We start from the raw sequence: 24,792 nt of genomic DNA, 5'->3' as shown, positions 1-24,792 counted from the left end.
CGGCTGGCCTAACAGGCTTTTGCTCGAGCCGATGACAAGGCGCAATTTGGGCCGGCACCAAGTTCGAGCGGGTCCAGGCATGTCCCCCCTCTGCCGTCGCCGCAGTCAGACTTGCCGAAGCATCTTCGACGCCGGGATGCAACAACAGTCGAGAGGTCGAACGGTCTGCTCCCACCCGGCCAGCAGGCCTGACCAGCGCGGACGAAGCAGGATCACCTGAGCGCATCGAGGCACCGGACGAGGAACAAAGAAGAGTCATCGTCCAGGCGACTCGAAGGCGGCGCGGTCCGCTCCGCACCCCGCACCGCACCGCACCGCACCGCACCGCCAAAGAGGCTAAACACGACACCATCCACGCAGCACTGCTCAGCACGCTTGTCGAAACTTTCTATACTCCGTCAAGGCCGGCCTCCGGCCGGCTGCGTCACCTGCGGTGCGTCCGGTCCTCGCTTCGCTGCGGTCCGGGCGCTCCTCGGTGACGCAGCAGCCAAAATTCGACTTGTGCAACGATGTCTGAAGCCACGACGATGATGTCAAACCAATCGGGAAGGAGGCCAGGTGGTTTCGCACGACGCATCGGCCAGTGCAATTGGCTACCTCTACCAGGTCCGGTGGGCGCTGCTAGAACTGCTTCGCGGCGCACGTAGCCGACCCGACATGAGCTTGACGCTCGAGAGGCTGGACGACGTTGCATGGGAGGACTCGGTAGGCGACCCATTGTCAGCGCTGCAGCTGAAGCATCATGCGGTCGGCCAGGGATCGCTGTCGGACAAAAGCGCAGACCTTTGGCGGACTCTGAAAGTCTGGATTGATGATGTCAGACTCCGCCAGATCGACGGCCCCGAGCTATCGATCGTCACCACCGCAACGGCTCCACTCGACTCCGCGGCTTGGTTCTTGCGGACGGAATCTCGCGACGCTGCAATAGCGCTTACCCGGCTTGATTCCGCGGCGGGGAGCTCCACAGATCAAACGACAAGAGATGCGCGGCTGGCATGGCAGGCGCTGCCAGAACCTGAGCGGATCGGTATCGTGCAGCGGATAACTGTGCTCGACGCAGACGTCCGCATCGAAGGGCTCGATGAGGCTATCGACAGAGAGTTGTGGATGATCGCACCTCGCGATCGTGAGACCGACTTTCGGGCGGAGCTTGATGCTTGGTGGCTCGCCGTCGCTATCGACCTCCTACGCAAGGCCCGCGGATCAATCAGCGTCCGCGAGATGAAGGCAAAACTCGATGACATTCGAGATCGGTTCCTGCCAGACAATCTCCTGACGATAGATGTCTCCGTCACGCCCGAGGAAGCGCTAGCCCAGTACCAGCACAGAAACTTCGTGCGCCAACTCGAGTTCATCAGCGCAACGCCAGTGATGCTTCGCACTGCTGTGACAGATTTCCACCGTGCGGTGACCCAAACCACTGAATGGCTTGATCGAAATCTGATCGAGATGACCGAGTTTGACCGGTTCAAGGAGCGCCTCACCGATGAGTGGGAGATCGCGTTCGACGACATGATCGATGACCTGCCCGAGGACGCCCCAGCAGATGATCGGGCCAAGGCTGGCAAGCTGCTGTATCGCCGTCTCCGCGACTCTGTCGCCGTCCAAGTTCGTCCGCGCTACACGGAGGCGTTCTACGCTCGCGGTATCAGACACGAGATCGCAGATGGCGGTTCGTGCGGTTGGCATCCGGACTTCGAGTCGCTGATCGAGGCTCTCACGGTTGGAACAGTCGAGGCGATCGAATGAAGGATACGCAAGGCGTGTCAATCTCCATGGCGTTGCCCAACTGGGACAATCGCTCGTGGGTTACCGGCAGCATGCTGAACCCAGCCTTGATCGCTGCCACACTCGTCGCCACCGCGCACATGTACGAGGAGCAGTCTGGTGATCCGATGCCGTGGGAACTCTCGTTCCTGTCCGTCCCCATGGTGCTGCATCGCGACACGCGTGAAGCACTGCCCACGCGCATCAACTCTCACACTACAAAGTGGGTCGCTGAGAATGCAGCCCTCCAGGCGTCTTTCGCGAACCGCGCGCGGAGTATGGTTCCGTACACGCGGGAAGGAATGCGATTCGGGCTACGCACGGGCTCGCTCAGGATCATCGACGGCGAGGGGTTGCTCGGAACGCCCAGCTGGAAGCTAAACCGAGATCGCGACAAGGAACTCGCGCTCATCATTGGCAAAGCGGCGTTCCTGGGACGATGGTTCGCGCATACGGGACCGCCTGCGACCCTCTATGCGTTGTTCGGTGTGGCACCATGATGCTGTGCAGCTAATCAGTGTCGCGGTATACAACCTTGATGGGCGAGTACGCCCTGTGGACTTCCGTACGGGCCGGTTAAATATCGTCACAGGGGCTTCACGGACGGGAAAGAGCGCTCTCCTCGATATCGTCGACTTCTGCCTAGGCCGCGACGAAGCACCGATCCCGCAAACCAAGGTGTTTCACTCGGTTACCTGGTACGGGTGTCTCTGGCAGTTCGACGATGGGTCACGGGCGTTCACTGGACGGCCGATGTTTAAGTCGGGCAAGTCATCCACGAGTCGCGCGATGCTTCAGCTCGGGGGAAAGGACCTCGCGCTCCCCAAATACGAAGAGCTGGCTGAGAACACTGACTCCGCGACCCTTCGCGACCAACTCGGCGCGCGGATAGGGCTAGGGGACTCGCGTTTGAGCCCGCCCGAGGGATCGACGCGAAGCCCGTACAAGGTGGGTCTTGGGCAGGCTGCAATCTTCTTGTTCCAAGCTCAGAGCGAGATCGCCAATAAGTCCCTTCTGTTCCATCGCCAGGGGGAGGACGGCATGGCGGCTTCCATTCGCGACTCGCTACCGTTCTTCCTCGGTGCGGTCAGCGGCGACCACGCGGAACGACACGATCAGCTTCGACGTGCGAAGCGTGACCTTCGGCGGGCGGAGATCGCACTCGACGCTGCTGTCGCCGAGGCAGCAGACCACGATACTCAGATTCAAGCCCTCGTGGCCGAGGCATACGCGTCCGGTCTCGCCGACGTTGACCGGGCTCCGACCACAGAGATTGCTTTGGAAATTCTCGAACGTGTGCTCGCTCGCCCTGTCGATCCAGCCACCGACGACCTATCGATCGATACTCGTTCACAGGATCGAGTTGCTCAGCTACGGCTCGAGAAGCACCAGGTGACAACCGAGCTCGGATACCTACTCGATCAACGGGATGCTCTGCTTGAGGTGTCGAGTACCGAAAGCGGCTACGACGCTGCAATTGCCAAGCAAGCGCAGAGACTGCGCAGCATCGAACTCGTTCCTGCTCCGGAAACAGCGGATTCTGGTATCTGCCCCGTATGTTCGCAGAGGCTTCACGACGAGGACCCGACTGCGGCGCAGATGACAGCGCGCCTCAACCGGCTGTCCCAAGAGCTCGAGGCGCTAGCACTTGCTCAACCGGGCAGACAGAAGGCGCTCACGGCCGTAACCGAACAGATCCACAGCGCGCGCGAGAGGTTGGTCAGCGTGGAGGTCGCTATAGATGCCTACGACTCCACATCGAAGGAGGAAGGTGCGATCCTTGATCGCAGTCGCTCGCAGTTTGTACGTGGACGTATTGATGCCACGATCGGTCGACTCGCTAGACGCAACGAGATCGACCTTTCGCGCCTCACAGCGGCGGTGGAGTCAGCGGGACGGCGTGTCGAGTCGTTGGAGAGGGAACTTGATGATGACGTTGCCCGCGAGCGCCTAACGTCGGCGTTGATCACGCTTGGTAGGGAGATGACTGACCTTGCGCAGGCGCTAGAGCTAGAGAACTCAGAGCTTGGCGTCCGGCTGGATATCGCAAAACTTACAGTCGTGACGGACACAGCCACGGGGCCCGTACCGCTGTCGGGTCTGGGCTCGGGAGCAAACTGGCTTGGGTACCACCTGGCGACTCACCTTGCGCTACACAAATTGTTCGTGCAATCGTCGTTGCCGGTGCCCAGGATTCTCATGTTGGATCAGCCCACTCAGGCCTTCTATGAGTCACGATCGCTGGAGAGTCTTGAGCGCCTTAGCGACTCGGGGTTGCCGGAGCAAGATGATCATGTTGCGGTGACCCGCATGTTTGAGCTTCTCGATCGATTCGCGAAGGCGCTCGCACCTCATTTTCAGATCATCGTCAGTGATCACGCCCACCTTGCTGAGGATTGGTTCGAGGAAGCAGTCCAACATAACTGGCGGGGAGAGGCGCTGATTCCCAAGGATTGGATCAGCGACTAGCCGTGCCGGTTCTGTACTGCTCTTCGGCTGACAGCTAGCTCGACTGACACCACCCTTAGCCAGCCTCGCCCTACCATCGCGACCTCCGCGGAACAACGAGGCAACGGCGATCAACGAGAAGCGCTTACCCATCGAATCCAATCGAAGATCGAAAGGTCGCGGGCCCCACACCGGCCTGAGCCATGGAACACCCTCGTCTGGCTACCAGTGATTTCCGGAGGCCAAATGAAGGAGCGGAAGAAGGGCGCGATGCTCCCGGCGGCGAATTCCTAATACATGTGCGGATTCAGATCGGATAGAAGCGTACCCACGCCCGGGCGACCGGCACACAACCTCTAACGAGCTTTGGGTGCGCATGGCCCACACCAAAATGAATAGCCGTAACCCCTCGTAAAAGAGCGATGTCCAGAACTGCATCAAACATATGCTGATACACCTCTCTTCGCTCCCCGAGACGAGACGACATACCGAAGGAATGCACGTCTAGGATAGTGCCTGCAAGACGAGCCGCAACGTAAGCGACAACATCATGTTCTCTAGTGATGCGGATCAACATGTGGTCTCCCGGACGTCGCAAATATGAGGCCAGACGCCATTCGGCGATCGCCGGAAGAGTCTCTTCGCCGTTCCGTGTTCCTGTGTCAGCGAGTGAAGATGACGCTTCGAAACAGCCGGCCGCTGTCAGCGGGGAGACGTGTGAAGACAATCGCAGACGTTCACTCGCTCTGCGATCTCGTGACCAAACTTTTCGCGCGTTTCGAGGGAGGTTTGATATGAACTCTGCTTTGCTCTCAGCTGCAGTGATAAACATGAAGAAATGATCGTCAGCGTGTCTTGTTTCGACTTCGACTCCGTCAAACTCTTTGAAGGCTACGAGGTCTTCCGTCCAGACCGAGGGGCTAATGACCTGTCTCCCACGTGCGAGTTCGTCGACCACGAGCGGCTGTAGCAGATTGATAAATGCTGAACGGCGGAGAGATGGGTCTGTCGAGGTTGAAACTGCTGCAGACCAGAACTGTGCCAGCCCTCCGCCAACGACTGTCACGGGCGAGGTCGTGTCATCAACGCCGATCCAGTGGCGGTACGTCGTGCCAAGCGCCTGATTCTGGGCGCGGATCAAGGGCACCCGAAGGTGATGATCTTCGAGCACCTGGACATCGAGTCGCCCGTCCAACGCCCCAACCGCCACTTCATCCTGCAGCGCGAACAGATCAAAATCAGCCAGTGACTGTGGAGAGGGCATCATCGCTGCGTTCCCATTTATCTGCTCATGCGGTCGCTGGGTCAGGAGCGGACTCTTCAATCCGCCCCATTTTCCATACACTAGGAATCAGCATCGTACCGAGCGCTACCACGGCATAGATTGCTGCCGAAACTACGAGAAGCGCAGAAACATCCACGGCCGCAATCAGCCAACCAAATGCGAGTGTGCCAAGCGGAATTGCTACAAAACTCGCCAGCATGTCATAACTCGCGACTCGCGAAAGCTTGTCGCCGGGGATCTGTTCCATCTCAGTGACGTTCCATCCGGTGTTGAAAAGCTCGATTCCGGCACCAGCGATGAAAGCCGCTACGGCAATGGCAATTGCGTACGGAAAAAGACCGAGCACGGTAAGCGGCAGCGCGACCGCGCTAATCGCAAGCATTCCCCAGCGAAGCGGGCGCTTCAGCGGGATCCACATCATGAGGAGCGTCATCACAAGGATGCCTGCACCCTCCGCGCTGAGTACCCAGCCCCACCCAGTGATTCCGAGTCGCTCGTCGTTGTTTGCGATGTAGGGGCCCGCAACACTCCATGCGCCGATATGGATCGCATTCAGCAGCATGAACGAAAGACTTACGCTCCACATCCAAGTGCGCGACCAGAACTCATACCACCCGGTCCGCAAGTCTCGAATGAAACTCGAGTCAGATTTGGCGGGTGGTGGCAGTCTGATCATAGCCAGTAGTGCGATCGCGACAAGCCATCCAGCTACCTGCACAAGCATGACCCAGGCGGGCCCCGCGGTCGCGACGACCAGGCCGGCGATGATGGGACCGCCGATCGTGGTAGCCGATCGAACGAAAGCGAGCATGGCGTTGGCTTGCTGAAGATGCGACGTTGTGGTCAGCTGAGGAATAATGCCTTGCATCGCAGGCATCACGAACGCGGACGCGGCGCCATTGATCGACGAAAGGAGTGCGAGCATTGGCACCGTCGCTCCTCCAGTGAACACAAGGTAAGCCATTGTGCCAACCGAAAGAATGTCGATGACGTAGCAGGTTTGGATAACTAGGGCTCGCGGGAGTCGGTCCGCAACCACACCACCGATGATCAGGAATGCGACGTTCGACAGCGTGAACATGGTCAGCACGATCGCGAGTGCACCAGGAGCGTTGTCGACTTGCAGTACGGCGAATGCGAGCGCGATCGACGACATCGATCCCGCGACGAGGGTAATCGACCTGGCTAAGAAGAACCAGCGGAAACTACGGTCTTGCATGGCAGCGAGGCCACGAATCATTGCTTGTCCTCTCCTCGCGTCGTCGAAGGATCTTGATCACTGAGCACGGTGCTGAGCCTAGCGGAGGTGGATAGAAGAGCCGGGTAGGGCCTCGAGTACCGACGACAGAGCGGACGTCCGGTCGGCCTCATGTATATACCCCGGACGGGTTGAGTGGTGCGAGGTACGGCAGCGAGCTGTCAGGAATACTTCACAGCTCCCGCAGTTCCGCCGGGTATCTAATGCCGTTTCGTGGGAACGCGTGGTGGCCTTCGGCGACCTGGTCGATGCGGTCTTCTTTTTTGGGCGTACGCAGCAGTTGCCGGTAGTGATCAATCTGCCGGATGACTTGGACGCGTCGCCGATTCCCTCGCGGAAGCGACCACCGAGCTAGGCACGGGGCGGACGAGGCGGACGAGGCGATGTATCAAGAGGAGTGCCCGGAGTGGGCGACGTCATCCGCAACGATTGCACAAGCCGTCAGTAGTTCGTCGGGGGAGTCATGGTTGCATCATCGCCGATCGACGGAGGCTCGATCGCACTTTCCACGACAGGGAGGCGGAGTACGGCGAAGGCAACCTACTCTTCGGCGTCGGACGTCCTTGTCGTTGGTCGCCTATCGGCCTGTGCGATCTGACGCTACGTTCCACCAGCACGTATGGCAGGGGCAAGAAGACTGCCGGCCCCGTTCCCGGACGCTCGGGTCCTCCCCGTGATCGAGACTGTAGCCCCCGATGCCGATATGAAGTCGCTCCCCGCGCTCCTGAACAGTAGCGCGAGTAGTCGTGTATCAAAGATCTCCGTGCAATATGCCTAGACGATGCGCGAATCGTGGTTAGCCTGGGATCGCGCAGAGAAGGGTGGGATGTCGAGCGGTACCGCGCTGTGATTCGCGGTCTGAATGATCGGATCGACCTCGTCAACCCACACGCTGTCGTGGCAGACGCCCGCGTGTGTTTAGGAGGCAAGACTGGTGATTAATCGTGAGGCTTCGGAGAAGCCAACTTGGGGCTGCACGTCTCCAAGCGACCCACGCGCGACCAGGTACGTCCCAGAGGTCCTCGGCTACGAGCTCAGCGTTCCACCGGTGACGGGCCCTGCTGCTGGCGCCCACGGCGTCGTTCCCGTCCGGACCATATCCGTATGAATCGACTGAGCGGTGAGGGTTCGGAGCGTGGTTGGACATCGCCGGCTGAACGACCATTCCAGGGACTTGTCACTGACGAGGTTCCGGATCTGCCGCGCGAACTCAGGTACGGAAGTCTAGAAGGACTGCGAGAGTCGGTAGTCGGATGGAAGACCTGGCATCAGTCTGTGTGCGTCGTGCGAGACGGCAATCGCGTCGAAGGAGCGCTTCTAGTCACCGTCGCGCCACGGGAGGTGCTGGCCGGCCACGCCGTGCTCGGAGACGACGTTCGCAAGCTAGCGGATGACATGTCTTCGACCGATCTCATTGCCTGCGTCGGTTCGTTCGCTCGCTATTACGGCGGCGGAGTCGTCGCGAGGCATATGGATCTTGCGCGGAGCGAGGAGGTGCTGGAGGAACTTGTCAAGCAGGCCATCGTCGTGGCTGAAGCACAAACAACGCGGATGATCGCTCCGAACGTTCCGCATGAACAGGTGCCAGCATTCACTCGCGCCGGGTTCGAACACCCGAAAGAGGCGTTACGACGAGTTTGGCATGAAGTAATCCTTGGTGGCGCACGTGACGAGAAAGAATTTCTAGACGGGCTACGGGCAAATTGCAGACGCACGTGGAGGCAGGACCTTACATTGACCTCCGCGAACGGAATTCTAGTCGATATTGAAAAAGTGACGCCTGAGGCGATACCAGCCTTCTCTCGCCTTATCTCCGATGTTCGATTCCGACATGGCGAATCATCGCACCCCATCCTTGTCGAGTACGAAGTAGGACGTCGCTCTTCGGCGTCGAACAATGATCTTATTGCGTTCCTCGCCAAAGACCGCCGCGGAAGTCTGCTGGGTGTCCTGCTCGGGGCAACAGTCGACGACGCGCTTGAGCTCTACGATGTAGGTCTCGTCGAACATACCTCGCGATCTGAGGTGTATCGAGCAATCGTATTTGCTGAGCCCCTGCGCTACGCCCTACGCAATCGCCTCAGCCGAATCGTTCTGGGGTCGGGGCACGATCGTTCGAAGGCCCTCCGTGGGTCGCAGGGCGCCATCATGTATGGACTCGCTCGATCCAAGGCGTCGCGCGGCAATACCCTTAGGAGCGGAGATAATAGACGAGATGTTTGAGACGCTCGCGGAGCGGTGGAACCGGTTTGGCGCTAAAGCGGCATTGCAGCAAGGCAACGAAAGTCTAACGTACAGCGATCTGGCCCGAGTCTCGGCTGAATATTCGGCTCTATTTCAACAATCCACGAGCGGCCGCGTCGCCATAATGGATCGGCAGGATATAGCCAGCCGCGCTCGATATCTCGCTGCAATCCAGAATGGCATGACGGTTGTTCCGGTGTCAGCATCATGGCCAGCATCGAGGGTTGACTTCGTCCTCAACAGGGCTAACGTCGATACACTAATCGATACCCAGCCACAGCCGCTACTCACAGGGTGGCGGTGGACTGCAGACCGTGTGCTACCTGGAAGCATCAATCGGAGAGATCCCACAAGCCAACTTGGCGATAGTCACCGCGACGCTGCATACATTCTTTTCACGTCCGGAAGCACTGGGAATCCGAAAGGAGTTCCCATTCCGAAGCGGGCCATGCAAGCGTACTGCCAGTCGGTCATTGACCAGTCGCTTGTGAGTCGAGCAGACCGAGTTTCAGGGACATTTGCATTGACTTTTGACGTATCAGTCTTCGACCTGATGATCCCCGCCATTGTCGGCGCGACGTCGATTGTCCCGAACTCTCGAGCCGAACTGCTCGAGGTGAAGGAATATATTCAAAAGAACAATCTGTCTATCTGGTTCTCGGTTCCTAGCGTGATCGACGTCGCGGACAAGTTGGGTTCGCTTGTGGAGGGCAGCTTCACCTCCCTAAGACGCAGTATGTTCATCGGTGAGCAACTATCAATGCGGCAGGCGCTCGCCTGGAGCCGGGCTGCTCCGTTATCCGAGATACAAAACGTGTATGGTCCTACCGAGGCAACAGTTGCCTGCGCGTCGTACGAGATAACCCCAGGTGACCTGACGAATCAAGCTTCGGGGCCGGTTCCGATAGGCAGGCCCTTCGGGTCAACAAAGTTCACCATCGGCTCTACTCGACACGACAGGGAGCTCCTCATATCGGGCCCGCAGGTCTTCAATGGTTACCTTGATAGTTTCGACGACACTCATGCATTCGAAGAATCGGACGGGGTCCGGTGGTACCGAAGCGGAGATATCGTCCGACAAACGGACCGGGGATTAGAGTTTGAATCTCGAATCGACAGGCAAATTCAGCGGTTCGGGTATCGAGTCGAACTCGGCGAGGTTGAAGACGCGTTCCTGAGGGCGGGGGCATCGACTGCGCACGCCCTGATTGTCGACGGAGATCTTGTCGTGGCAATCGCGGGGCACGATGTCGGTGGCGAGACCACAAAGGTTGCTCACGCCCGCCTCCCGCAGTACATGTGGCCGACGTCCGTTCGCATCATGGACCAGCTACCAACCAACCAAAACGGAAAGGTGGATGTGAAATTGCTTGCGTCGCACTTCAACGATGTTCGGCGTCGACTGTGAGTCTTTCAGTGAGCCGCGTTGGTTCGGTGCTCTCGCTCTACGCGCAGGGGGCGTTGCAGTCTCGTGTTGACTTAGCGAGACCAGGTAGTCTCCAGGCGCCGTACTTGCGCTGGATGGCTGCTGCAATTCACGGATATTCTACATTTCGGAAAAGTCCTAACGCGATACACATCGGGGGTGGTCTGGCAGCCTTGCCGTTATATCTGTCGGGGACAAATACTCGCCTACGCCAGCATGTATTTGAGATCGATTCGGACGTGATTTCGGCCATACCGCGCGAACTATTTGCCACCGAGAAAATTAGGTTGACGCACGGTGACGGCAGGGAAGGCATCAACGCCAAACAGCCCTCAACATGCGACTTGATCATCACCGATGCAATTGACATGTTTGGGGGAAGCATAGCACTCGTGAGTAGTGAGTTCTTCGCTGACTGTGCTCGTTCGCTAGCACCGGGCGGCCTTTTGTTGACGAATGTTGCATCTCTTCCTACCGAACATGTCGAGCGGGTTGCTAGGGGAATCCGCCATCACTTTCGGTACGTCGGGTCGATCATGGATCCCAGGCGGAAGTCTCCGACCGGCATCGAGAACGTCGTCCTTTTCGCTACGAACTTGAGTTCGGTTTTGGAGGCGGTGGCATCCGGCCTATGGGACAAGGTGCCGGAGGTTGTTGTCTCGTCATCAATTGCAGAAGCTGCCGATTACTCCGAATCGAGGGGCGATCGTGTCAGTAGTAAAGTAGATTGTGGCTGGCTCAATCAACGGCTACGAGAACTGCGAGTGATGATTGCGGTCTCGAAGCCTGAGGATTCGTACCAAAGCGATTTTCATATTGTGTATTCCCAGCTCCAAGAGGTTCAAGAACAGTACTGCAAGGGCGAGGCGGCCGGCATGCTTCATTGAGCGACTGTTGCTCGTTCCCGACGTCGATCATGGTGTCGAGCAATTGGCGATGTCCCGGTGCGTTATTGGGGCATTAGGCTCCCACGTCCCGCGCGGGACCGGCTGTCGCACTCCCCAACTCAACGGCATCTCGCCCTGAGCCGGCCCAACGACTGGCGCCATGACGTGAGTACGGCGACGCAGCACGGATCTACGTAGCAGCCCCACCGCGGTACCGGCTCTGCTACGGTTGTCGATCTGCATCAGTAACGAACCTCGTGACATGCCTGTCGATCCATGAAGATGAGGAGTCATCGTGACCGAACCCTTAGTAATTTTTGATCTCGACGACACGCTTATCGACTACGCACAGGCCGCAGATAGAGCACTGGCATCATTCGCCCACCAACGCGGTCTCGGCGAAAGCGGCGTTCAATTCCTTCGCGACGTGAATGCCGGAACCCTCACAGTCCACGAGGCTTGGCAGCTCATCGGCGAGCACTTCCTGTTACCTGAGTCTGCCGATGAACTCGCGAGAAGTGTAGCTGCAACGCTCCCTGACCACGCAGTGGCTTTCGAGGGCGCTGTAGAGGGATTGAATAGTCTCCGGGAGGCTGGATGGCGGACGGCGCTTCTCAGCAACGGGAGCCCGTCCGTGCAGTTGACAAAGGTACGAGCGACGGGGATGGAGGAGCTATTCGATGCCGTACTTATCTGCGACCCGGGCGGCACCCGCAAACCCGATCCGACTGTATTTGAGGATATTGCCGTCCGGGCGGGAGGGGGGCTTCGGAATTCGTGGATGGTCGGCGATTCGCTGACCTCGGACATCGGTGGTGGCCAGGCTGCGGGCCTAACTACTCTGTGGATATCACACGGGAGAATCCTGCCGGACCACGGACCACAGCCAGACCATGTCGTGTCCAACATCTCAGCGGCATTTCAGATCCTGCTTAAGGAAGGCCCGACGTCATGAACGGGTCGGCGAGGTGATCGGCGCCCGAGAGGCTCAGAACAACGCGTGGCACGGTCGCGACGGATGCACCCTACGCGAGCGGCAACGATGCCTTGACGGGCATCCCTGAGATTGCTGTAGATTAAAGGCCTTCGAATCAGGTGGCAGATGGCCGCGGCGAGAATGCAGAAACCACACGTTCCTGAGCCGAAGCCCCGATTTCTTCGAGCCTGGATGGCGTCTAAAGACCACGCGTAACCGGCGCGTACGACTTGTTGATTCAGGATGCGCAAGCAAGGAGACCACTGGAGCGCGTCTTCGACCGCGGGCGCGATACGTATTCTGGCCGAAGGATCACGACCCATCGATCACTGGAGATCGCCTAGTCGAGTCAGCCCCTCCAAGACCAAATCTTCGTCTACACCGAAATCTACCAAACAAGCGATCTCGTCTACGCCAATTCCAGCGAACTTCGTTACGCGGCTTCGCGTGCTCTCCAAGGTACCGATAAGCCCATCCTCTGCGACGAACCGATCCACTGCCCTTGACAGTAAAAAGTCTCGATCCGAATGACTGATCCGGGGCGTCGAAGCGCTCAACATGCTGGACTGCTCCAGATCGAGCGCCGTAGCCAAATAAGAAGACAAGGGCTTCCGAACTGCTTCAGTTGCTTCGTGAACTGAGTGCGAAAGGTAGGTGTGCATCATAAGAGTGACGTGTCCAGGACTGCCAGGGTGATGGATCTCGAGGGCCTGTCTGTACACCGCGATGTTTCCTGCCAATTGCTCGCGAGACTGTCCCAGGAGGTGGGTCAAGACGTTCGCTCCAAGGCGACCCGCGAGTTCAAACGTGTCTCTGCTGCCCGCGCTGGTAATCCACGTGGGTAGATCGATCTGCAATGGACGTGGGACTACCTGAATGTCGACCAGCTCACCCGTGCCCGATTCCCTCCTCACGGTCTCTCCTCGCCAGAGTGACCTTACAAGCTCGATCATGGGTTCGAGATCCTGCTTGCGGGAGTCGTATCGATTTTGCCGGTGGGCCAAGGCAAAGTCGCGGGGATGCCAACCACTGGCGAAGGATATCCCGACTCGACCTCCGGACAGGTTATCGATCATGGCCCATTGCTCGACCAATCGCACGGGGTCGTGCAGAGGCATGACGACGCTACCTGCTCGGATCGCTACACGAGTAGTGATCATCGAGATTGCCGAACTCGTAACGGCAGGGTCTGCGTAGGATGCCCCAAATGCGTGAAAGTGTCGCTCTGGGGTCCATATCGCAGAGAGACCGATCTTGTCGGCCAATCGCGAGCCCTCGATCAGTAGGCGGTAGGAGGTAGGTTCAGGAGTAGCTTGATCGTTGCCCCCGGACGTCTGGCCACCGAAGTAGAATAGGCTGATATCCATATTCTTCTCGCCGCGCTAGGCGTGCTCGTCAAAGCTTGCTTGCTCGATTACCGCGCTGAGCCGACCATCTTCAAATATTGTCGCAAGGGACACATTGATGCCCTTATCCCGCAGGTCGGCGACGAACATCGCCGCCTGCAATGATGAACCTCCGAGTTCGAAGAAGTGCTCTCCATCATCTCCGAGTGATAGCTCCAAGGCGTTTGCCCACGCGTCACGGACAATACTAGCAATCTCTGTCATCAGATACCTCTCATATCGGGAATTCGGATACTTTCGTGGCGAAGGGGTGTTTTCTCATACGTCGACCGGTCGCAAGCGCGAGCTAGGCTGCGCGCTCGCAACCGCCAAGGTGTAATCGGCTGCTTTCCGAACATCGACGAAGAAACCAAGGACTTGTTCTCGGACCTGACCAGAGCCGTTGAGGACCTTAGTCTCTCTAAAGCGCCCTACGTCAAGCGCGCCGGCTTTTACCAATGCTTCTTTCGTTGTCCACGCCATCATGAACAGTCGACTGGGGTCCTCGGATGAGCGGATCTCCTCCTCTTCGCCATCTGTCATAACGCTGGAAATGAGACGATCCATCGACGGCGACCGCCCCCAATTCTCGTCGTTGACCTCGACATCGACGCCGACCGCGTACGTCGAGACGCTCGCGGCGACCCATCCGCGGGAGTGGCTCCACGAGAGATGGTGGCCGCTACGGGTGGTCGCGGGAGCCCCATGGCATCCGCCGCACGTAGCGCACAACTGCACGAGGTCGGCGCCTGAGACAACGTTCCCTTCCACCAACGCAAGAAGCTTCAGCGTAAGTGTTCGTGCAGCCATCATGTCTCCCCGGACCCTCGGGTCGCGAATGCGCTCGATCCGCTGGCGCACGCAATGGGCCAAATCGGGCACCCCTTGACGAAGCTCCTGAGCGTCTGAATGAGCGACCGCGAAGATGGTCACCTCCAGACGCCCCGGTCTTCGAGTGGCGGTGACCCCGCGAGGCGGCCCATTTCACGCGGGTCTCAGTCGAATGGTCACAATAATCCGCTCCGGGTCGGCTTCGGGGTTCGTTCTCAGGACAGGTGGGACCTCGTGAATAATGCCAGGCCCGAGTATGCGAAGGCTACCGGAGCGATCATAAAAATCTTCGAACCATTCACCCGTCATAGCCCGAAAAACACCTACCGTGTTGAAGGGAACTGGAAGTTGCACGAGTACTCGACCATTCTTCTGACTATCACCATGGGGGGCGATATAGTCGCGCTCACGGTATCTGAGGAGAAAGCATCGATCGAGCGCAAGGCGAGTACCCACAATCTCGTTCAAACTCTCCGAGGTAGAATCCCACAATTCGCCGACCAGGCGGTTGAGCCCACTGTCTTCGAACGCCTGACGTACAAATGTATCTTCCTCGCGAGCGAAAGAGCTCTGGGGAACGCCTGGGTCGATTCGTTCATAGCGATAGCCGCCATTGAACGCGTGACCAGATCCCTCAGGCGGCCGTAGGGATTGCTCCGCATACCTGCGAACGATGGGAAGCAGGCGAGATAATGCACCCCTGATCTGCGAGCCGTCGATCGCTCGATCCATCTGCGCGAACCGGCGCGCCTGATACTGTTCGCGAGCTTCAGGTACCAGGGCCGCGAAGGCTTCTCGCACGAAGCTCTGTGAGGGTCGTGTCATCTGGATCATCCAATCGTCGAGATCTCAGGGAAAAGGTGTTGAACCGCTTCGTTAGAGGCTAACGTGTCGTGGCCACCGTCGCTTAATAGGACCTCGTTCGGGCCCCGGAGCCTAGCAAGCGCCGCCAACTGGTGAGAAGCTGGTACATAAGGGTCGTTGCCCGAAATGACTGCGCGGACGACGAAGCTTTGAGAGCGAATGTTGCGTTCGTCCACTCGGGGCAGCCAATCCGAAGCCGTCTGTGCTACCGCCGCCCGGCGTCGGTACGGTCGCAAGTTCGAGTACTCTTCGAACATCCAGGGGTACGCGAGTTCTCCGGTGAACAGTAGATTCTCGGCCGAAGAACGCAGAGAGGGGCTCGTGTCCAGTGCCCTCGACGCTGGCCAGTTGAGCGTCTCGCCGGGAGCCGCATAGATCGTATCGATAAGCACTGCGTGTGCTGGATGTTTCCACCGAGGCAGAAGCTCGGAGACTGCTGCTAGGAAGTTCGACTGGTGCGCGCTTCCGGGCCTCCACTGGTCAAGCACTCGGGCAATCTCGGAGAACCCGTAGGACATTCCGATATCTGTACCGATCTTCTGGAATCGGGCTCGCGACAAGACGTCGCCGTTTTTCAGGCGCGGTGCGGTGCGATCTATCCAAGACGCGATCTCAGGAATCCGGCCAGCCAGCCTGGGGAACAGGCAACTAAATCTGTTGTTTTCGATCACGAGAGCCGCGGTAAGCCCGGCGTGTACGGCATCCGACGCGAGATGTATTGGCGGAATCCCAGACGCGAAGCGCAGACTCAGCACACTCTTCGGAAAGAACGTGGCGTACCCCAATGCGACAAAGCCGCCGTAGCTATAACCTAGGACGTGCCAAGGTTGATCAGCGAACAGCGCATTTCGGAGTCGCTCCAGGTCGAGCGAGATCGAGTGCACTCCGGCTAGATGTGGATGCGCCAGAAACGCCGCAGCATTCTGGTCTTGTCCTGCGCCTCGGTAGTCGATCCCAACGATCGTAAATTGGTCGAGCACCGCCTTCATCCAGGCGGGTAAACTCTTGGGCTCTGGTGGGTACGAAGGAATCCCAGGTCCGCCACCAAGGTACAGCAGGGGTCGAACTCCTGGGCGGTGAGCGGCAGAGGACAGCTGCCAATAATGAAGCAGGGCCGAGCCGCCAACCGGGGAACTATCGGGAACCGCGACAGGCAGAGTTCCCGTGAGGATCGATGCCGTGTCCGACGCGCGCATGGTTCGAACCTATACCGATCGCAGGCTTCTAGGGCAGACTTGAGCGATGCGAGTAGATGTTCAGCCGGGATGCTTCATATGCAGGATCGCTCTCGACCCCGATGAGAGCGTGGTGGTCAAGAACGACGCCGCGATTGTGTACATGAGCCGCGACCAGCGGCCCGCCAACAGAGGTCACGTGGGTGTAGCTCCCGTTCAACACCACCAGTCGGGGGTCGAGCTTCCAGAAGCTGTCGTGACGTCGCTCGCGATGATGACGCGGGCTCTCATGGTCGCTGTTCAGTCAGCGTTCGAAGCCGATGGGGTGACTGTTCACCAGCATGTAGGCACAAAAATTGGACAACATGTCGATCACGAACACTGGCACGTAGTTCCGCGATATCAGGACGATGACTATTGGGCTTCGGTTGGTGCAAGAGAACACGAGTTTCTTCACGTGCCCCCGTTCGAACTACTTAAACAGGCAGGAACGCTGCGTGAGGTGCTAGCGCGGCGGGAGCACCAGTGCTGACTGTTCTGATCGGAGCAAGCGGTTCCGGAAAATCCGCGATTGCGCAGAGCGCGATTTCCGGTCAAGCCCAAGTGACTTATCTGGCGACGGGCCTACTGGGGAGTAGCGTAGACGAATTTCGACTCGCAAAGCACCGGTCGTCCAGACCATCGCATTGGTCAGTGATTGAAGAGCCGAAAGCACTACAGAACGCTCTTCAATCCATCCACGATGTGCCGATCTTGCTCGACGATGTCAACAGTTGGCTCGTCAACTCTCGACCTGAGCTCGATGAAATTGAGGCGGTTATTTTCGCCTTAGCAGTTCGGAAGTCGTCAACTGTCGTGGTCTCATGTGACCCTGATTCCGCATTTGCAGGAAGCTCAGAAGAAGTAGTCAATCTTCTGCGATTTGCGAATAACTGCCTGTCCGCTGCCGCCAAGAATTGCTTTTGGGTTGCTGCGGGCCGCGTTGTCGAACTCAGGAAAGCCGATCCATTCGTCTTCCAAGAGTTGTGACGATCGTAGCCACATTGTTCGAAGTTTCGGCGTCGCCGGGCAAGACTATGTGAGAGCGGTCACGCCACGGAAGGGTGTGTACGATGAATGCTTGCCTTCGCAGATTCACGTAGTTCCAAAGAAGAGCCTCGATAGGTAGGTCGCCGTCTATTACCTTGCTCTGAATCCGCCGCACAAGGCGCAGATCGTCTTCCAAGTCGATGTACACGTCCAAGCGCTGGATGCTGGCCGAGAGGTTTAGGGAGATTGAAGCCGCAAAGAGACCGTCGACAACCACCAAGGATCGTTCGGCCATGGCGCTCGATACGGCTATAGTCGCGGACTCCCAATCGATGGCTCGCGGGTCGCCGACGTCAACTCGCTCGACACCGTTCTCATCGTGGTATGTCGGGGCTTTCTCAAGGTCGGTGAGGTAGTAGTCGTCGAGGTAGACCACCGGAGCGTTCAGAGCCACGGACAACGCAGCGGCGATAGTCGTCTTGCCTGCTCCAGCCCCGCCTGTAATCGTCACCAACGTGCACTCCGGCCCCGTCTCAACTGTCATCGATGGTCTTCCTCCCGACGTACGCCTCGCACCTCTGCGAATCTCTGCGGGGGCACGCGACGTAGGTTACCATGCGGGTGGCGGACATCCGTCGCCAGCAATCAACGCGGAAGGAGTCATTGTGAGCATCATCAAGAAGCGTCCGGTTCAGAAGCCGGTCCAGCAGGCGAAGCCCTGTTGATCAGCGAGATAGTGTTGGTGGCGCTGAGAGCGATCTTGGCGCCACCGCCCTACTCATGCCGCGCAATATTTGAACCTGTCACCCAATGAGGAACTATGTTGATATCGGATGTTATTGATCATTTGACCCTGAACCCGCATGTCACGGGTGTCGCTTACTGCGCCTCGGTGCGTCGAAAGTACGACGATGAATATTCCGATATCGACCTCTGGGTGTTTTGCGCACCCGACACAGAGCTCAGCCAAGCATTCGTCTGGAACGAAGTGCTACCTGAAGGTCTTGAAGAGTCAAACCTCGAGGAGGGGCGAAACGACTCGTGGGCGGACTATGTAGTACTCAACGTGCTGGTGGAGTCCAGGATACTGAACCTCAAGATCCTAAGAATCGAACTCCTTAGCGACTTTTGTGCGACAACGCCGTCGCTCGATCAGGACTACATGGAGAACCTCGAGAACTACTGGACGATGGACGTCCAAGTTGACAAGCAGGGGCTTATTGCGGCCCACAAAGTCATGCTCGAATCCTTCCAGATACGCAAAGTTGGAGAGGACTTAGCCTCCGCTCTGATCACTCGATATGCTATTCACTACTGGCGGTCAGTTTACCAGGGTTTTCTCCGCTCGGAAGTTCTCGCTTGGACAAGCCAGATCTTCTATTTGGCTGAGCTGCTGGCATCGATCGCCTACCTTAACCGTGGCCAGTTGCCGCCAGATAAGAAGTGGATTCTTAGCGGTCCTTCACTCGAATCTTTGGGTCAAACTGGAGAATCACTGCGAGAGGCCCTCAACATCGCGAGGTCTGCTGACATTTCGGACAAACGCGAGGTGTTGGGGGTTTATCGCGCCCTAGCGGACCCGGAAGACTCGGAGATTCCGCTTGACGTCGTGGGATGGGATGTTACGTGGTGGCGTCGCGTTCTGGATGAGCGTCTCATGACGCACGGCGTAGACGATTCCGTGCTTCAAATGGTCCGCGACGTGATGGGAGACCGCGTCCAGCTTGAGTTGCGCGGTGCTGTCCGATGACGCTGGCTGAGCAAGCGGTCTCCACGACAGTCATTCCCTACTCGGTCAGCGGCGGTCTTACCCACGATGGCACGACGGGAGCCATCCGAGTTGTCTGTGAGCTTCGCATCGAGACTGAGACCCGAGTGACCGTCGCCCTGTTCAACCCTGACAACCCCGCGCTCGCGTCCGCATACGAGGGTGCGCAGCGTGTAGTCGTCGTCGTTGCGGAGGACCTCAGGAAGACACTGGGCCCGCGAATCGAGTCATACTTCACCACCCGCGCTATTCCGGTCTTATTCATTGAGTGCCCCAGCAGCGAATCGGAGAAGACGATGGCTTCCGTCATGGGTCTCTTGCGTGCCCTGGGAGCAGACGGAGCACGCGTTAGTCGGGATGAGCGGGTCCTGGTCGTAGGAGGGGGAGTAGTCGCGGATGTCGCGGGGTTGGCGTGCGCTCTACTTCACCGGCGTACGCCGTACGTGATGGTCGGAACGTCGGTCGTCTCCGCGATTGACGCCGGTCCCTCGCCGCGAACTTGTGTGAACGCAGACCAGTTCAAAAATTCCGCAGGTGTCTACCATCCTCCCGTTGTGGCCTTCGCGGACCCCACCTTGCTTGAGACTCTCGCATCAAAGCATGTTCGCCACGGCGTTGCAGAAATCGTGAAAATGGCGCTTGTCGATGATATCGACCTTCTTGAAAAGATCGAAGAGCACGGGACTGCGCTCATCGAAACCAAGTTTCAAATGCCGCACGCACCGAGAGATCTTGCTTCCGCTATCCTTCACGCCGCCCTGGTTTCATATCTGCGTCATGAGGGGCCTAATTACTTCGAGGTCCACCAGTCGCGCCCACACGCTTTCGGACACACGTGGAGTCCTGGTTTCGAAAGGCCGCTCGGTTTGATGCACGGACACGCAGTGAGCATTGATATGGCACTCACGAGCGCCATATCAGTGGAAAAAGGACTTCTTGCGCAGTCAGATTTGGTTCGGCAGATTCGCCTGTTCCAGGCTTTGGGTCTGTCAGTGCTCCACCCGGGTCTGCACGATGGAGCGCTCCTCATCTCGGCACAAGCAGCAATTCAAGAGAAGAGAGGCGGGGTCTCATTGATGGCTCCGGCTCCGGCTCTCGGCCTAGGGCGATGCCAGTATCTTGACGAGGTGTCAGAGCCCGAGCTATTCGCAGCAATGGAGCGTATAGGGTCGCTTCTCGGCTCGTCCGATGGCGTGGGCCTAGAAGCATTTCTCTAGTGAACGCGATAGCTCATAGATGAAAATCGTTCTCGGAATCTCAGGATCTAGCTACGCCCCCACGAGCGGTGAGGTGTTCAACGCGCTCCAGCAGGAAGGGCACAAGCTCAGGGTCATTGTTACCGATAGTGCCAGACAGTTCTTGCCGCGACGACTAGTCAAGCAAGCACTTACGGACCGCGGATGGCGTACAGCGTCCCATATTGAGTGCGCATCTTGGGGTGACGCCTTTCTGGTGGCGCCCGCTACTGCAAACAGTCTTTCAGCCGCAGCGAATGGGAGCGCCAGTAATCTGCTGCAGGCGACCATTGTCGCGTGGGCGGGTACAGTGCATTTCTTTCCCGCAATGAATCGATCGATGTGGACCTCGGAAGCGACCGTAGACAACGTCGCGGCGCTACGCGGTCGAGGTCATGAGGTATTCGAGCCCAGTGTACGATGGAGTTCAGAGTCTGGAGAGGTCTTTGAGCCGATCGGCTATAATCCGATAGCCGTAATTCAGAAGGTTGAAGATCTCGTTGCCGCAATCGAAGGACGCGGCATGGATTCAGTGAACGGGTGATCGGTTTGAGTGATCAGAGACACGAGGAGATTCAGGCTGGAGCGACACGTCCTCTTTCATATCAGCAAGATCTAAGGCTACGTCGCGATTCGCTATTGCGCCTCGACGGCGTGCCTCTGCCGGCGAATAACTTGTCCGCAGTATATGAGATCTCTGGGCCCCTTGACGCATCGAGGCTGGAGCGTGCGTTTCGCAGGTTGTTTGAAAGGCATGAGGCGCTTCGTTTTACTTACGATGATCGAGCCGAAGTTCCCAGAAATGCCGGTGTGAGTGACGTACCCTTCGTTCTCAATCGAAGCACCGGATCTCCGACCCCCGAGGAACTAACTCGCTATCAAATGCGCCGATTCAAGGGTGACGATCTGAAGCTTGCAGCCTATCTTTGGTCTGAAGGAGCGGGGCGATTTGTCTTGTGTTTAGTAGCAGACCATCTAGCTGTTGACCGGTTGTCCTGGGAAATTGTCGAGAAGGACCTGTCGTTCTTATATTCATCGCCCGAGAAAGCTGGTCCGGAAAGCGTCCCATCCTACTTCTCGTTCGCCGCCGATCAGCAGCGATCCTCCCGTGGTCAAGAAGGGGAGCGTCGGTTGGATTATTGGCGTCGAAGGCTCGATCCCTTAGCTCCCTTGGGTGAAGAGGTGATGCCCGGTGCGCATGCCCCGCAAGGCTCCGGGCGAACGACCAGCTGGGTTCGGTGGCATTACGCTCGTGACCTTTCCGCGTTGTCTCGCAGATTCAGAGTTACGCCCTTTGCGCTGATTCTTGCCACTCACATTTTGTCCCGAGCCCGCTCCGGAGTGAGTGTTCGAACTACTCACGTTCCGGTAGGATTGCGTCCGCCGGAGTATTCTCGGTCAGTTGGCTGGTTTAGCAGCAGCATCGTTCACAGGCATAGAGTGGACCCGGGTGAATCGTTCAGGAGTCTATGTGCGGGCGTTATGGCGTCGGTGTTTGAAGGCGTTAGCAATCACCTTCCGATCCCTTATCTGCAGGAGCGTCTCCAACCTGCTCGTCTAGCATTCAAGGGGTGGCGCCCCGGGTGCTTTATCGATGTGCAGGATCTTCGCGTCGCGGTATCGATGCGTCTTGATGGGTGCCAGGTGAATGCCCGTCCTCCGCTTGAAGCCGGTGTGGCGCGCGACGGTTCCGCTTCTTTCTTTTTGATCAGCGATTCTGGTGTGGATTTGATGCTCAGATACCAAGCCGAAGCCTGGAGTCGCAGCGGTGCGGAATCGTTCGCCAGGAGCCTCGGTGAGTATTGGGATGCAGTCGATGCGAATCCAGATATCTCGGTCGGTACGCTACTTCGTCAGTGACGTCCTATCGGCGACGGCGATGGATTTGCTTGGTGTATTGTGCGTGACCATTACGGCGACATCGTCCGCCTGAATTCTTCGTAAATCTTGCCGTAGGCATCGTTCGAATTGGTGGTTGCAAATGGCGCGTCATCAAGACGCTCAGGTTCATGGCTCGTGGAGGGACGGGCGGTCGGGCGTACGGGACTCTGTAGCATTGAACTCCGGTAGACGGAGCGTCGAGCCAGTGTTCAGGCAGGGAGAAGCCGCATGAGGTCCTTCACGGCTACGGAGCGTGAGAGCTTCGATTCGTTTCTGCTCCGCGACGAGCGGGTCTGGTGCGGACAAGACACGCGCGTCAGTTTTAGCGCCTTTGGTTCGCGCGATGCAAGCGTTCCACTCGTCTATGTCGAAGAAGCAGCGACTCTGGGCGCCGAGCTGGGCAGCTTCGTTGGACGTTCGGAGGCAGGGGGCAGCTTGATGCTAGTAGGGGGTGGATTCGCGCAACACACCTCCGTGGTCTGGAGTGACCACCGAGACTTCGAACTCCGTCGCTCCAGCCTCGCGCCCCACGTCCGTGCTGCTGTCCGGCATTCTCTGCGCGAGGCGGATCACGTCATGAGTCCTTCGGTGCGGCCGGATGACCTTGCGATGCTGCTGGACGTTCCCGACGTGCGGGTAGGCGTGATCCCTGCTGCTCCGCACTACATCCTCGAGGTCGGCCGTGCACGTTCCTTCCCTCAGTTTCTTGACTCGCTGAGCGGCAAGCACAGGAGAACGTGGGCTACGGACTTTGAGCTTGCCGCAAGCGAGAATCTCACGCACACCACGTCTGTACTCACGTCTGACGTTTGTCGAGAGGCAGCACACGACGTCGTAGCCACCTCTAAGCGCAACGGCGTCTCGGAGCATCCGTTGCTTGCGGAGTGGCGTTTGCAACGATATCTGGGTAGGCCCGGGGAGCATTATGCGGCGGAGCTGTTGAAAGGACCAATGCACCTCGGGTACGTCGCGTGGACAAAGCACGACCGTACGCTCATAGCCCACACGGTGGCTATTTCGAGCGATGTCGAGTTTCGATCTCTTGCGTATCATTACGCCTTCACGTGCGTTTTATCCTTCGCGCTGCAAAATGGAATCACTTCGATTGCGTTCGGCCGAGAACATGGGACACCTAAGCAGGCTAGAGGTTGCCGTAGTGAGCCCCGGTGGCAGATCACTTATGACACTCCCTTCTAGGCAGGCCTGTATCGTGCGCTAGCCACGTTGGATGACTCTCCGTCGCGCGCCGGACTACATCGCAGAGCACTATGCGGCATCACTGAATGGTATGACTTACGAGTTGCGCCGTTGTCGGTGTGGGTGGGGCCGCCGTCGGCATGTTCGTGGACGTGGTGGATTTCGCACCAGGTCGCAGGGACGTGGCAGCCGGGGATGAGGCATTCTTTGTCGCGGAGGGTGATCGCGCGGCGTTGGTGGGTGGTGAAGATCCGGTCGGTGGTACTGATCCCGATGATGCGCCCGTGTGGGTCGAACAGCACTCGTTGCACGCCGCCCGCGCAGGCGGTGTGTGCGGCGACGCGGGTGGGGACGGGGGTGTCGATGCCGTCGACATGCGCCCATCCATGCCCGGTCGCATAGTCGTCGGCGGTGACCGACACGATCAGGGTCGGTGCGGCACAACCGAGGCGGGGCATGTCGTCGTGGCGAGCGGCGATGCCGAGGGCCGCGGCGAGGGTGTCGTGCTGTTTCTGCGCCCGGGTGCGGGCGTCGACCATTCGTCCCGGGTCTCCGGAGGGCAGGACGGCGTCGTCCATCCCGCCGGTCGCAGCTGTGATCGCATCAGTGGCCGTCGTCGCGTCGGCCTCGTCTGAGGGTCGGAACATGACTCCGGGGAGGGGTGGGCCGTCGACTTTCGGGTTCAGGTAGGCGTCGAAGATGCGTTGCAGTTGTCCGGCGACTTCCGGGAGCAGCCCGCCCCGGATCGGGATCACCCCGTCTTTCGCCCGGCCGAGGATGATCCCGCGCGCCCGCATCGCGATGTCGTCCGCGGGCTCGGCACCATCGGGGTCGAGGTACTGAACGATCACCTGCGCGAGGATCCGGAGGTCTTCCGGCGTCGCCGCCGGCGCGACGCCACACTCCACGCCCGCATCCGACCCATCATCCGCGCCCGACCCGGCATCCGTATCCGGGCCTGCGGTCGTGCCGGCGGCCGGGATCCCGCGCGCATACGCCGCGAGCTCCGCATCCGCGAGCAACCGGTCCGCCGTCCCGACCCGACTCCCGGCCTGTTCCACCGGTCCGGTCGCGGCCAACACTCCGGCGACCCCGACCGTCCCGGCCAGCAGTGCCGCCCGCAGTTCGGGCCACCG

22 protein-coding genes are annotated in these 24,792 nt (G+C 58.7%); 13 read left to right on the top strand and 9 right to left on the bottom strand.

Going from position 1 to position 24,792, the window contains the following annotated elements; translation table 11 throughout:
• Positions 1-558: 558 nt before the first annotated feature.
• From CQ040_RS16805 to CQ040_RS16795, 3 genes are read left to right on the top strand one after another with little or no spacing between them, the layout of a single operon-like run.
• A complete protein-coding gene (locus CQ040_RS16805; RefSeq protein WP_105528009.1) occupies positions 559-1,749 on the top strand; it encodes an ABC-three component system protein in 1,191 nt (396 codons plus the stop codon).
• Positions 1,746-2,267 (top strand): three component ABC system middle component, encoded by a 522-nt coding sequence (locus CQ040_RS16800; protein WP_105528010.1) that lies wholly within the window; start codon positions 1,746-1,748, stop codon positions 2,265-2,267. Before CQ040_RS16805 ends, CQ040_RS16800 begins: the two co-directional genes overlap by 4 nt.
• Before the next feature lie 55 nt (positions 2,268-2,322).
• Positions 2,323-4,236, top strand: a complete 1,914-nt coding sequence (locus CQ040_RS16795) for a DUF3732 domain-containing protein (protein WP_181157017.1) — start codon at positions 2,323-2,325, stop codon at positions 4,234-4,236.
• 286 nt (positions 4,237-4,522) lie between these two features.
• On the opposite strand, the gene CQ040_RS20535 is transcribed toward CQ040_RS16795, so the two are convergent.
• Together CQ040_RS20535 and CQ040_RS16790 are read right to left on the bottom strand one after the other, a co-directional pair.
• The gene (locus tag CQ040_RS20535; RefSeq protein ID WP_146113941.1) at positions 4,523-5,479 is read right to left on the bottom strand and encodes a hypothetical protein; all 957 of its coding nucleotides are present in this window, start codon (positions 5,477-5,479) and stop codon (positions 4,523-4,525) included.
• 25 nt (positions 5,480-5,504) lie between these two features.
• Positions 5,505-6,740, bottom strand: a complete 1,236-nt coding sequence (locus CQ040_RS16790; RefSeq protein WP_105528012.1) for an MFS transporter — start codon at positions 6,738-6,740, stop codon at positions 5,505-5,507.
• Between the two features lie 1,302 nt (positions 6,741-8,042).
• Between CQ040_RS16790 and CQ040_RS20530 the strand changes: the two genes are divergently transcribed.
• The 4 genes from CQ040_RS20530 (at position 8,043) to CQ040_RS16780 (ending at position 12,270) form a co-directional block, all read left to right on the top strand.
• Entirely contained in the window at positions 8,043-8,981 is a 939-nt protein-coding gene (locus CQ040_RS20530; RefSeq protein ID WP_146113942.1) for a hypothetical protein, read from the top strand.
• The gene (locus tag CQ040_RS16785) at positions 8,974-10,410 is read left to right on the top strand and encodes an AMP-binding protein (protein WP_181157016.1); all 1,437 of its coding nucleotides are present in this window, start codon (positions 8,974-8,976) and stop codon (positions 10,408-10,410) included. The genes CQ040_RS20530 and CQ040_RS16785 overlap by 8 nt, the downstream gene beginning before the upstream one ends.
• A complete protein-coding gene (locus CQ040_RS20525) occupies positions 10,302-11,315 on the top strand; it encodes a fused MFS/spermidine synthase (RefSeq protein WP_308736994.1) in 1,014 nt (337 codons plus the stop codon). Before CQ040_RS16785 ends, CQ040_RS20525 begins: the two co-directional genes overlap by 109 nt.
• Positions 11,316-11,610: 295 nt before the next feature.
• Positions 11,611-12,270: an HAD family hydrolase gene (locus tag CQ040_RS16780; RefSeq protein WP_181157217.1), complete on the top strand. Its 660-nt coding sequence runs from the start codon at positions 11,611-11,613 to the stop codon at positions 12,268-12,270.
• Positions 12,271-12,617: 347 nt separating this feature from the next.
• Here the strand turns inward: CQ040_RS16780 and CQ040_RS21300 are convergent, their stop codons facing one another.
• From CQ040_RS21300 to CQ040_RS16755, 5 genes are read right to left on the bottom strand one after another with little or no spacing between them, the layout of a single operon-like run.
• The gene (locus CQ040_RS21300) at positions 12,618-13,658 is read right to left on the bottom strand and encodes a MupA/Atu3671 family FMN-dependent luciferase-like monooxygenase (protein ID WP_105528015.1); all 1,041 of its coding nucleotides are present in this window, start codon (positions 13,656-13,658) and stop codon (positions 12,618-12,620) included.
• Positions 13,659-13,673: 15 nt separating this feature from the next.
• Entirely contained in the window at positions 13,674-13,901 is a 228-nt protein-coding gene (locus tag CQ040_RS16770; RefSeq protein WP_105528016.1) for a phosphopantetheine-binding protein, read from the bottom strand.
• Positions 13,902-13,955: 54 nt separating this feature from the next.
• On the bottom strand, positions 13,956-14,609 hold the full coding sequence (locus tag CQ040_RS16765) for a 4'-phosphopantetheinyl transferase superfamily protein (protein WP_105528017.1): 654 nt from the start codon (positions 14,607-14,609) through the stop codon (positions 13,956-13,958).
• A 51-nt stretch (positions 14,610-14,660) separates the two neighbouring features.
• Positions 14,661-15,341 (bottom strand): hypothetical protein, encoded by a 681-nt coding sequence (locus CQ040_RS20520; RefSeq protein ID WP_146113944.1) that lies wholly within the window; start codon positions 15,339-15,341, stop codon positions 14,661-14,663.
• The gene (locus CQ040_RS16755) at positions 15,338-16,567 is read right to left on the bottom strand and encodes an alpha/beta fold hydrolase (protein ID WP_105528019.1); all 1,230 of its coding nucleotides are present in this window, start codon (positions 16,565-16,567) and stop codon (positions 15,338-15,340) included. The genes CQ040_RS20520 and CQ040_RS16755 overlap by 4 nt, the downstream gene beginning before the upstream one ends.
• Before the next feature lie 46 nt (positions 16,568-16,613).
• Here CQ040_RS16755 and CQ040_RS16750 point away from each other — a divergent pair, with 46 nt between their 5' ends.
• Together CQ040_RS16750 and CQ040_RS16745 are read left to right on the top strand one after the other, a co-directional pair.
• The gene (locus tag CQ040_RS16750) at positions 16,614-17,078 is read left to right on the top strand and encodes an HIT family protein (RefSeq protein ID WP_105528020.1); all 465 of its coding nucleotides are present in this window, start codon (positions 16,614-16,616) and stop codon (positions 17,076-17,078) included.
• The gene (locus CQ040_RS16745; protein ID WP_105528021.1) at positions 17,072-17,575 is read left to right on the top strand and encodes a bifunctional adenosylcobinamide kinase/adenosylcobinamide-phosphate guanylyltransferase; all 504 of its coding nucleotides are present in this window, start codon (positions 17,072-17,074) and stop codon (positions 17,573-17,575) included. The genes CQ040_RS16750 and CQ040_RS16745 overlap by 7 nt, the downstream gene beginning before the upstream one ends.
• Here the strand turns inward: CQ040_RS16745 and CQ040_RS16740 are convergent.
• On the bottom strand, positions 17,538-18,119 hold the full coding sequence (locus CQ040_RS16740; RefSeq protein ID WP_105528022.1) for a hypothetical protein: 582 nt from the start codon (positions 18,117-18,119) through the stop codon (positions 17,538-17,540). The genes CQ040_RS16745 and CQ040_RS16740 overlap by 38 nt on opposite strands.
• 276 nt (positions 18,120-18,395) lie before the next feature.
• Between CQ040_RS16740 and CQ040_RS16735 the strand changes: the two genes are divergently transcribed.
• Genes CQ040_RS16735 through CQ040_RS16720 form a run of 4 tightly spaced genes read left to right on the top strand, consistent with a single transcriptional unit; the run spans position 18,396 to position 22,438 of the window.
• Positions 18,396-19,325, top strand: coding sequence for a hypothetical protein (locus CQ040_RS16735; protein WP_105528023.1), 930 nt, complete (start codon positions 18,396-18,398; stop codon positions 19,323-19,325).
• Positions 19,322-20,560, top strand: coding sequence for an iron-containing alcohol dehydrogenase (locus CQ040_RS16730; protein ID WP_105528024.1), 1,239 nt, complete (start codon positions 19,322-19,324; stop codon positions 20,558-20,560). Before CQ040_RS16735 ends, CQ040_RS16730 begins: the two co-directional genes overlap by 4 nt.
• A 19-nt stretch (positions 20,561-20,579) precedes the next feature.
• Positions 20,580-21,122, top strand: coding sequence for a flavoprotein (locus CQ040_RS21295; protein ID WP_105528025.1), 543 nt, complete (start codon positions 20,580-20,582; stop codon positions 21,120-21,122).
• Complete coding sequence (locus tag CQ040_RS16720) at positions 21,119-22,438, top strand: condensation domain-containing protein (RefSeq protein ID WP_105528026.1); 1,320 nt, start codon at positions 21,119-21,121, stop codon at positions 22,436-22,438. Before CQ040_RS21295 ends, CQ040_RS16720 begins: the two co-directional genes overlap by 4 nt.
• 1,214 nt (positions 22,439-23,652) lie before the next feature.
• Here CQ040_RS16720 and CQ040_RS16710 read toward each other — a convergent pair.
• On the bottom strand, positions 23,653-24,792 hold a 1,140-nt coding region (locus CQ040_RS16710), incomplete at its 5' end, for an HNH endonuclease signature motif containing protein (protein WP_146113945.1).

Origin of the sequence: Microbacterium sp. MYb54 (assembly GCF_002979515.1) — a bacterium.
GTDB lineage: Bacteria > Actinomycetota > Actinomycetes > Actinomycetales > Microbacteriaceae > Microbacterium.
This window is presented reverse-complemented; position numbering and strand designations above follow the sequence as displayed.

Excerpts from the sequence above, each read along its gene's own strand:
- CQ040_RS21295 (WP_105528025.1), top strand. The coding sequence starts at position 20,580 with ATGAAAATCGTTCTCGGAATCTCAGGATCTAGCTACGCCCCCACGAGC.
- CQ040_RS16800 (WP_105528010.1), top strand. The coding sequence starts at position 1,746 with ATGAAGGATACGCAAGGCGTGTCAATCTCCATGGCGTTGCCCAACTGG.
- CQ040_RS16750 (WP_105528020.1), top strand. The coding sequence starts at position 16,614 with ATGCGAGTAGATGTTCAGCCGGGATGCTTCATATGCAGGATCGCTCTC.
- CQ040_RS16790 (WP_105528012.1), bottom strand. The coding sequence starts at position 6,740 with ATGATTCGTGGCCTCGCTGCCATGCAAGACCGTAGTTTCCGCTGGTTC.
- CQ040_RS21300 (WP_105528015.1), bottom strand. The coding sequence starts at position 13,658 with ATGGATATCAGCCTATTCTACTTCGGTGGCCAGACGTCCGGGGGCAAC.
- CQ040_RS20520 (WP_146113944.1), bottom strand. The coding sequence starts at position 15,341 with ATGATCCAGATGACACGACCCTCACAGAGCTTCGTGCGAGAAGCCTTC.
- CQ040_RS20535 (WP_146113941.1), bottom strand. The coding sequence starts at position 5,479 with ATGCCCTCTCCACAGTCACTGGCTGATTTTGATCTGTTCGCGCTGCAG.
- CQ040_RS16740 (WP_105528022.1), bottom strand. The coding sequence starts at position 18,119 with ATGACAGTTGAGACGGGGCCGGAGTGCACGTTGGTGACGATTACAGGC.
- CQ040_RS16755 (WP_105528019.1), bottom strand. The coding sequence starts at position 16,567 with ATGCGCGCGTCGGACACGGCATCGATCCTCACGGGAACTCTGCCTGTC.
- CQ040_RS16730 (WP_105528024.1), top strand. The coding sequence starts at position 19,322 with ATGACGCTGGCTGAGCAAGCGGTCTCCACGACAGTCATTCCCTACTCG.
- CQ040_RS16785 (WP_181157016.1), top strand. The coding sequence starts at position 8,974 with ATGTTTGAGACGCTCGCGGAGCGGTGGAACCGGTTTGGCGCTAAAGCG.
- CQ040_RS16770 (WP_105528016.1), bottom strand. The coding sequence starts at position 13,901 with ATGACAGAGATTGCTAGTATTGTCCGTGACGCGTGGGCAAACGCCTTG.
- CQ040_RS16735 (WP_105528023.1), top strand. The coding sequence starts at position 18,396 with ATGTTGATATCGGATGTTATTGATCATTTGACCCTGAACCCGCATGTC.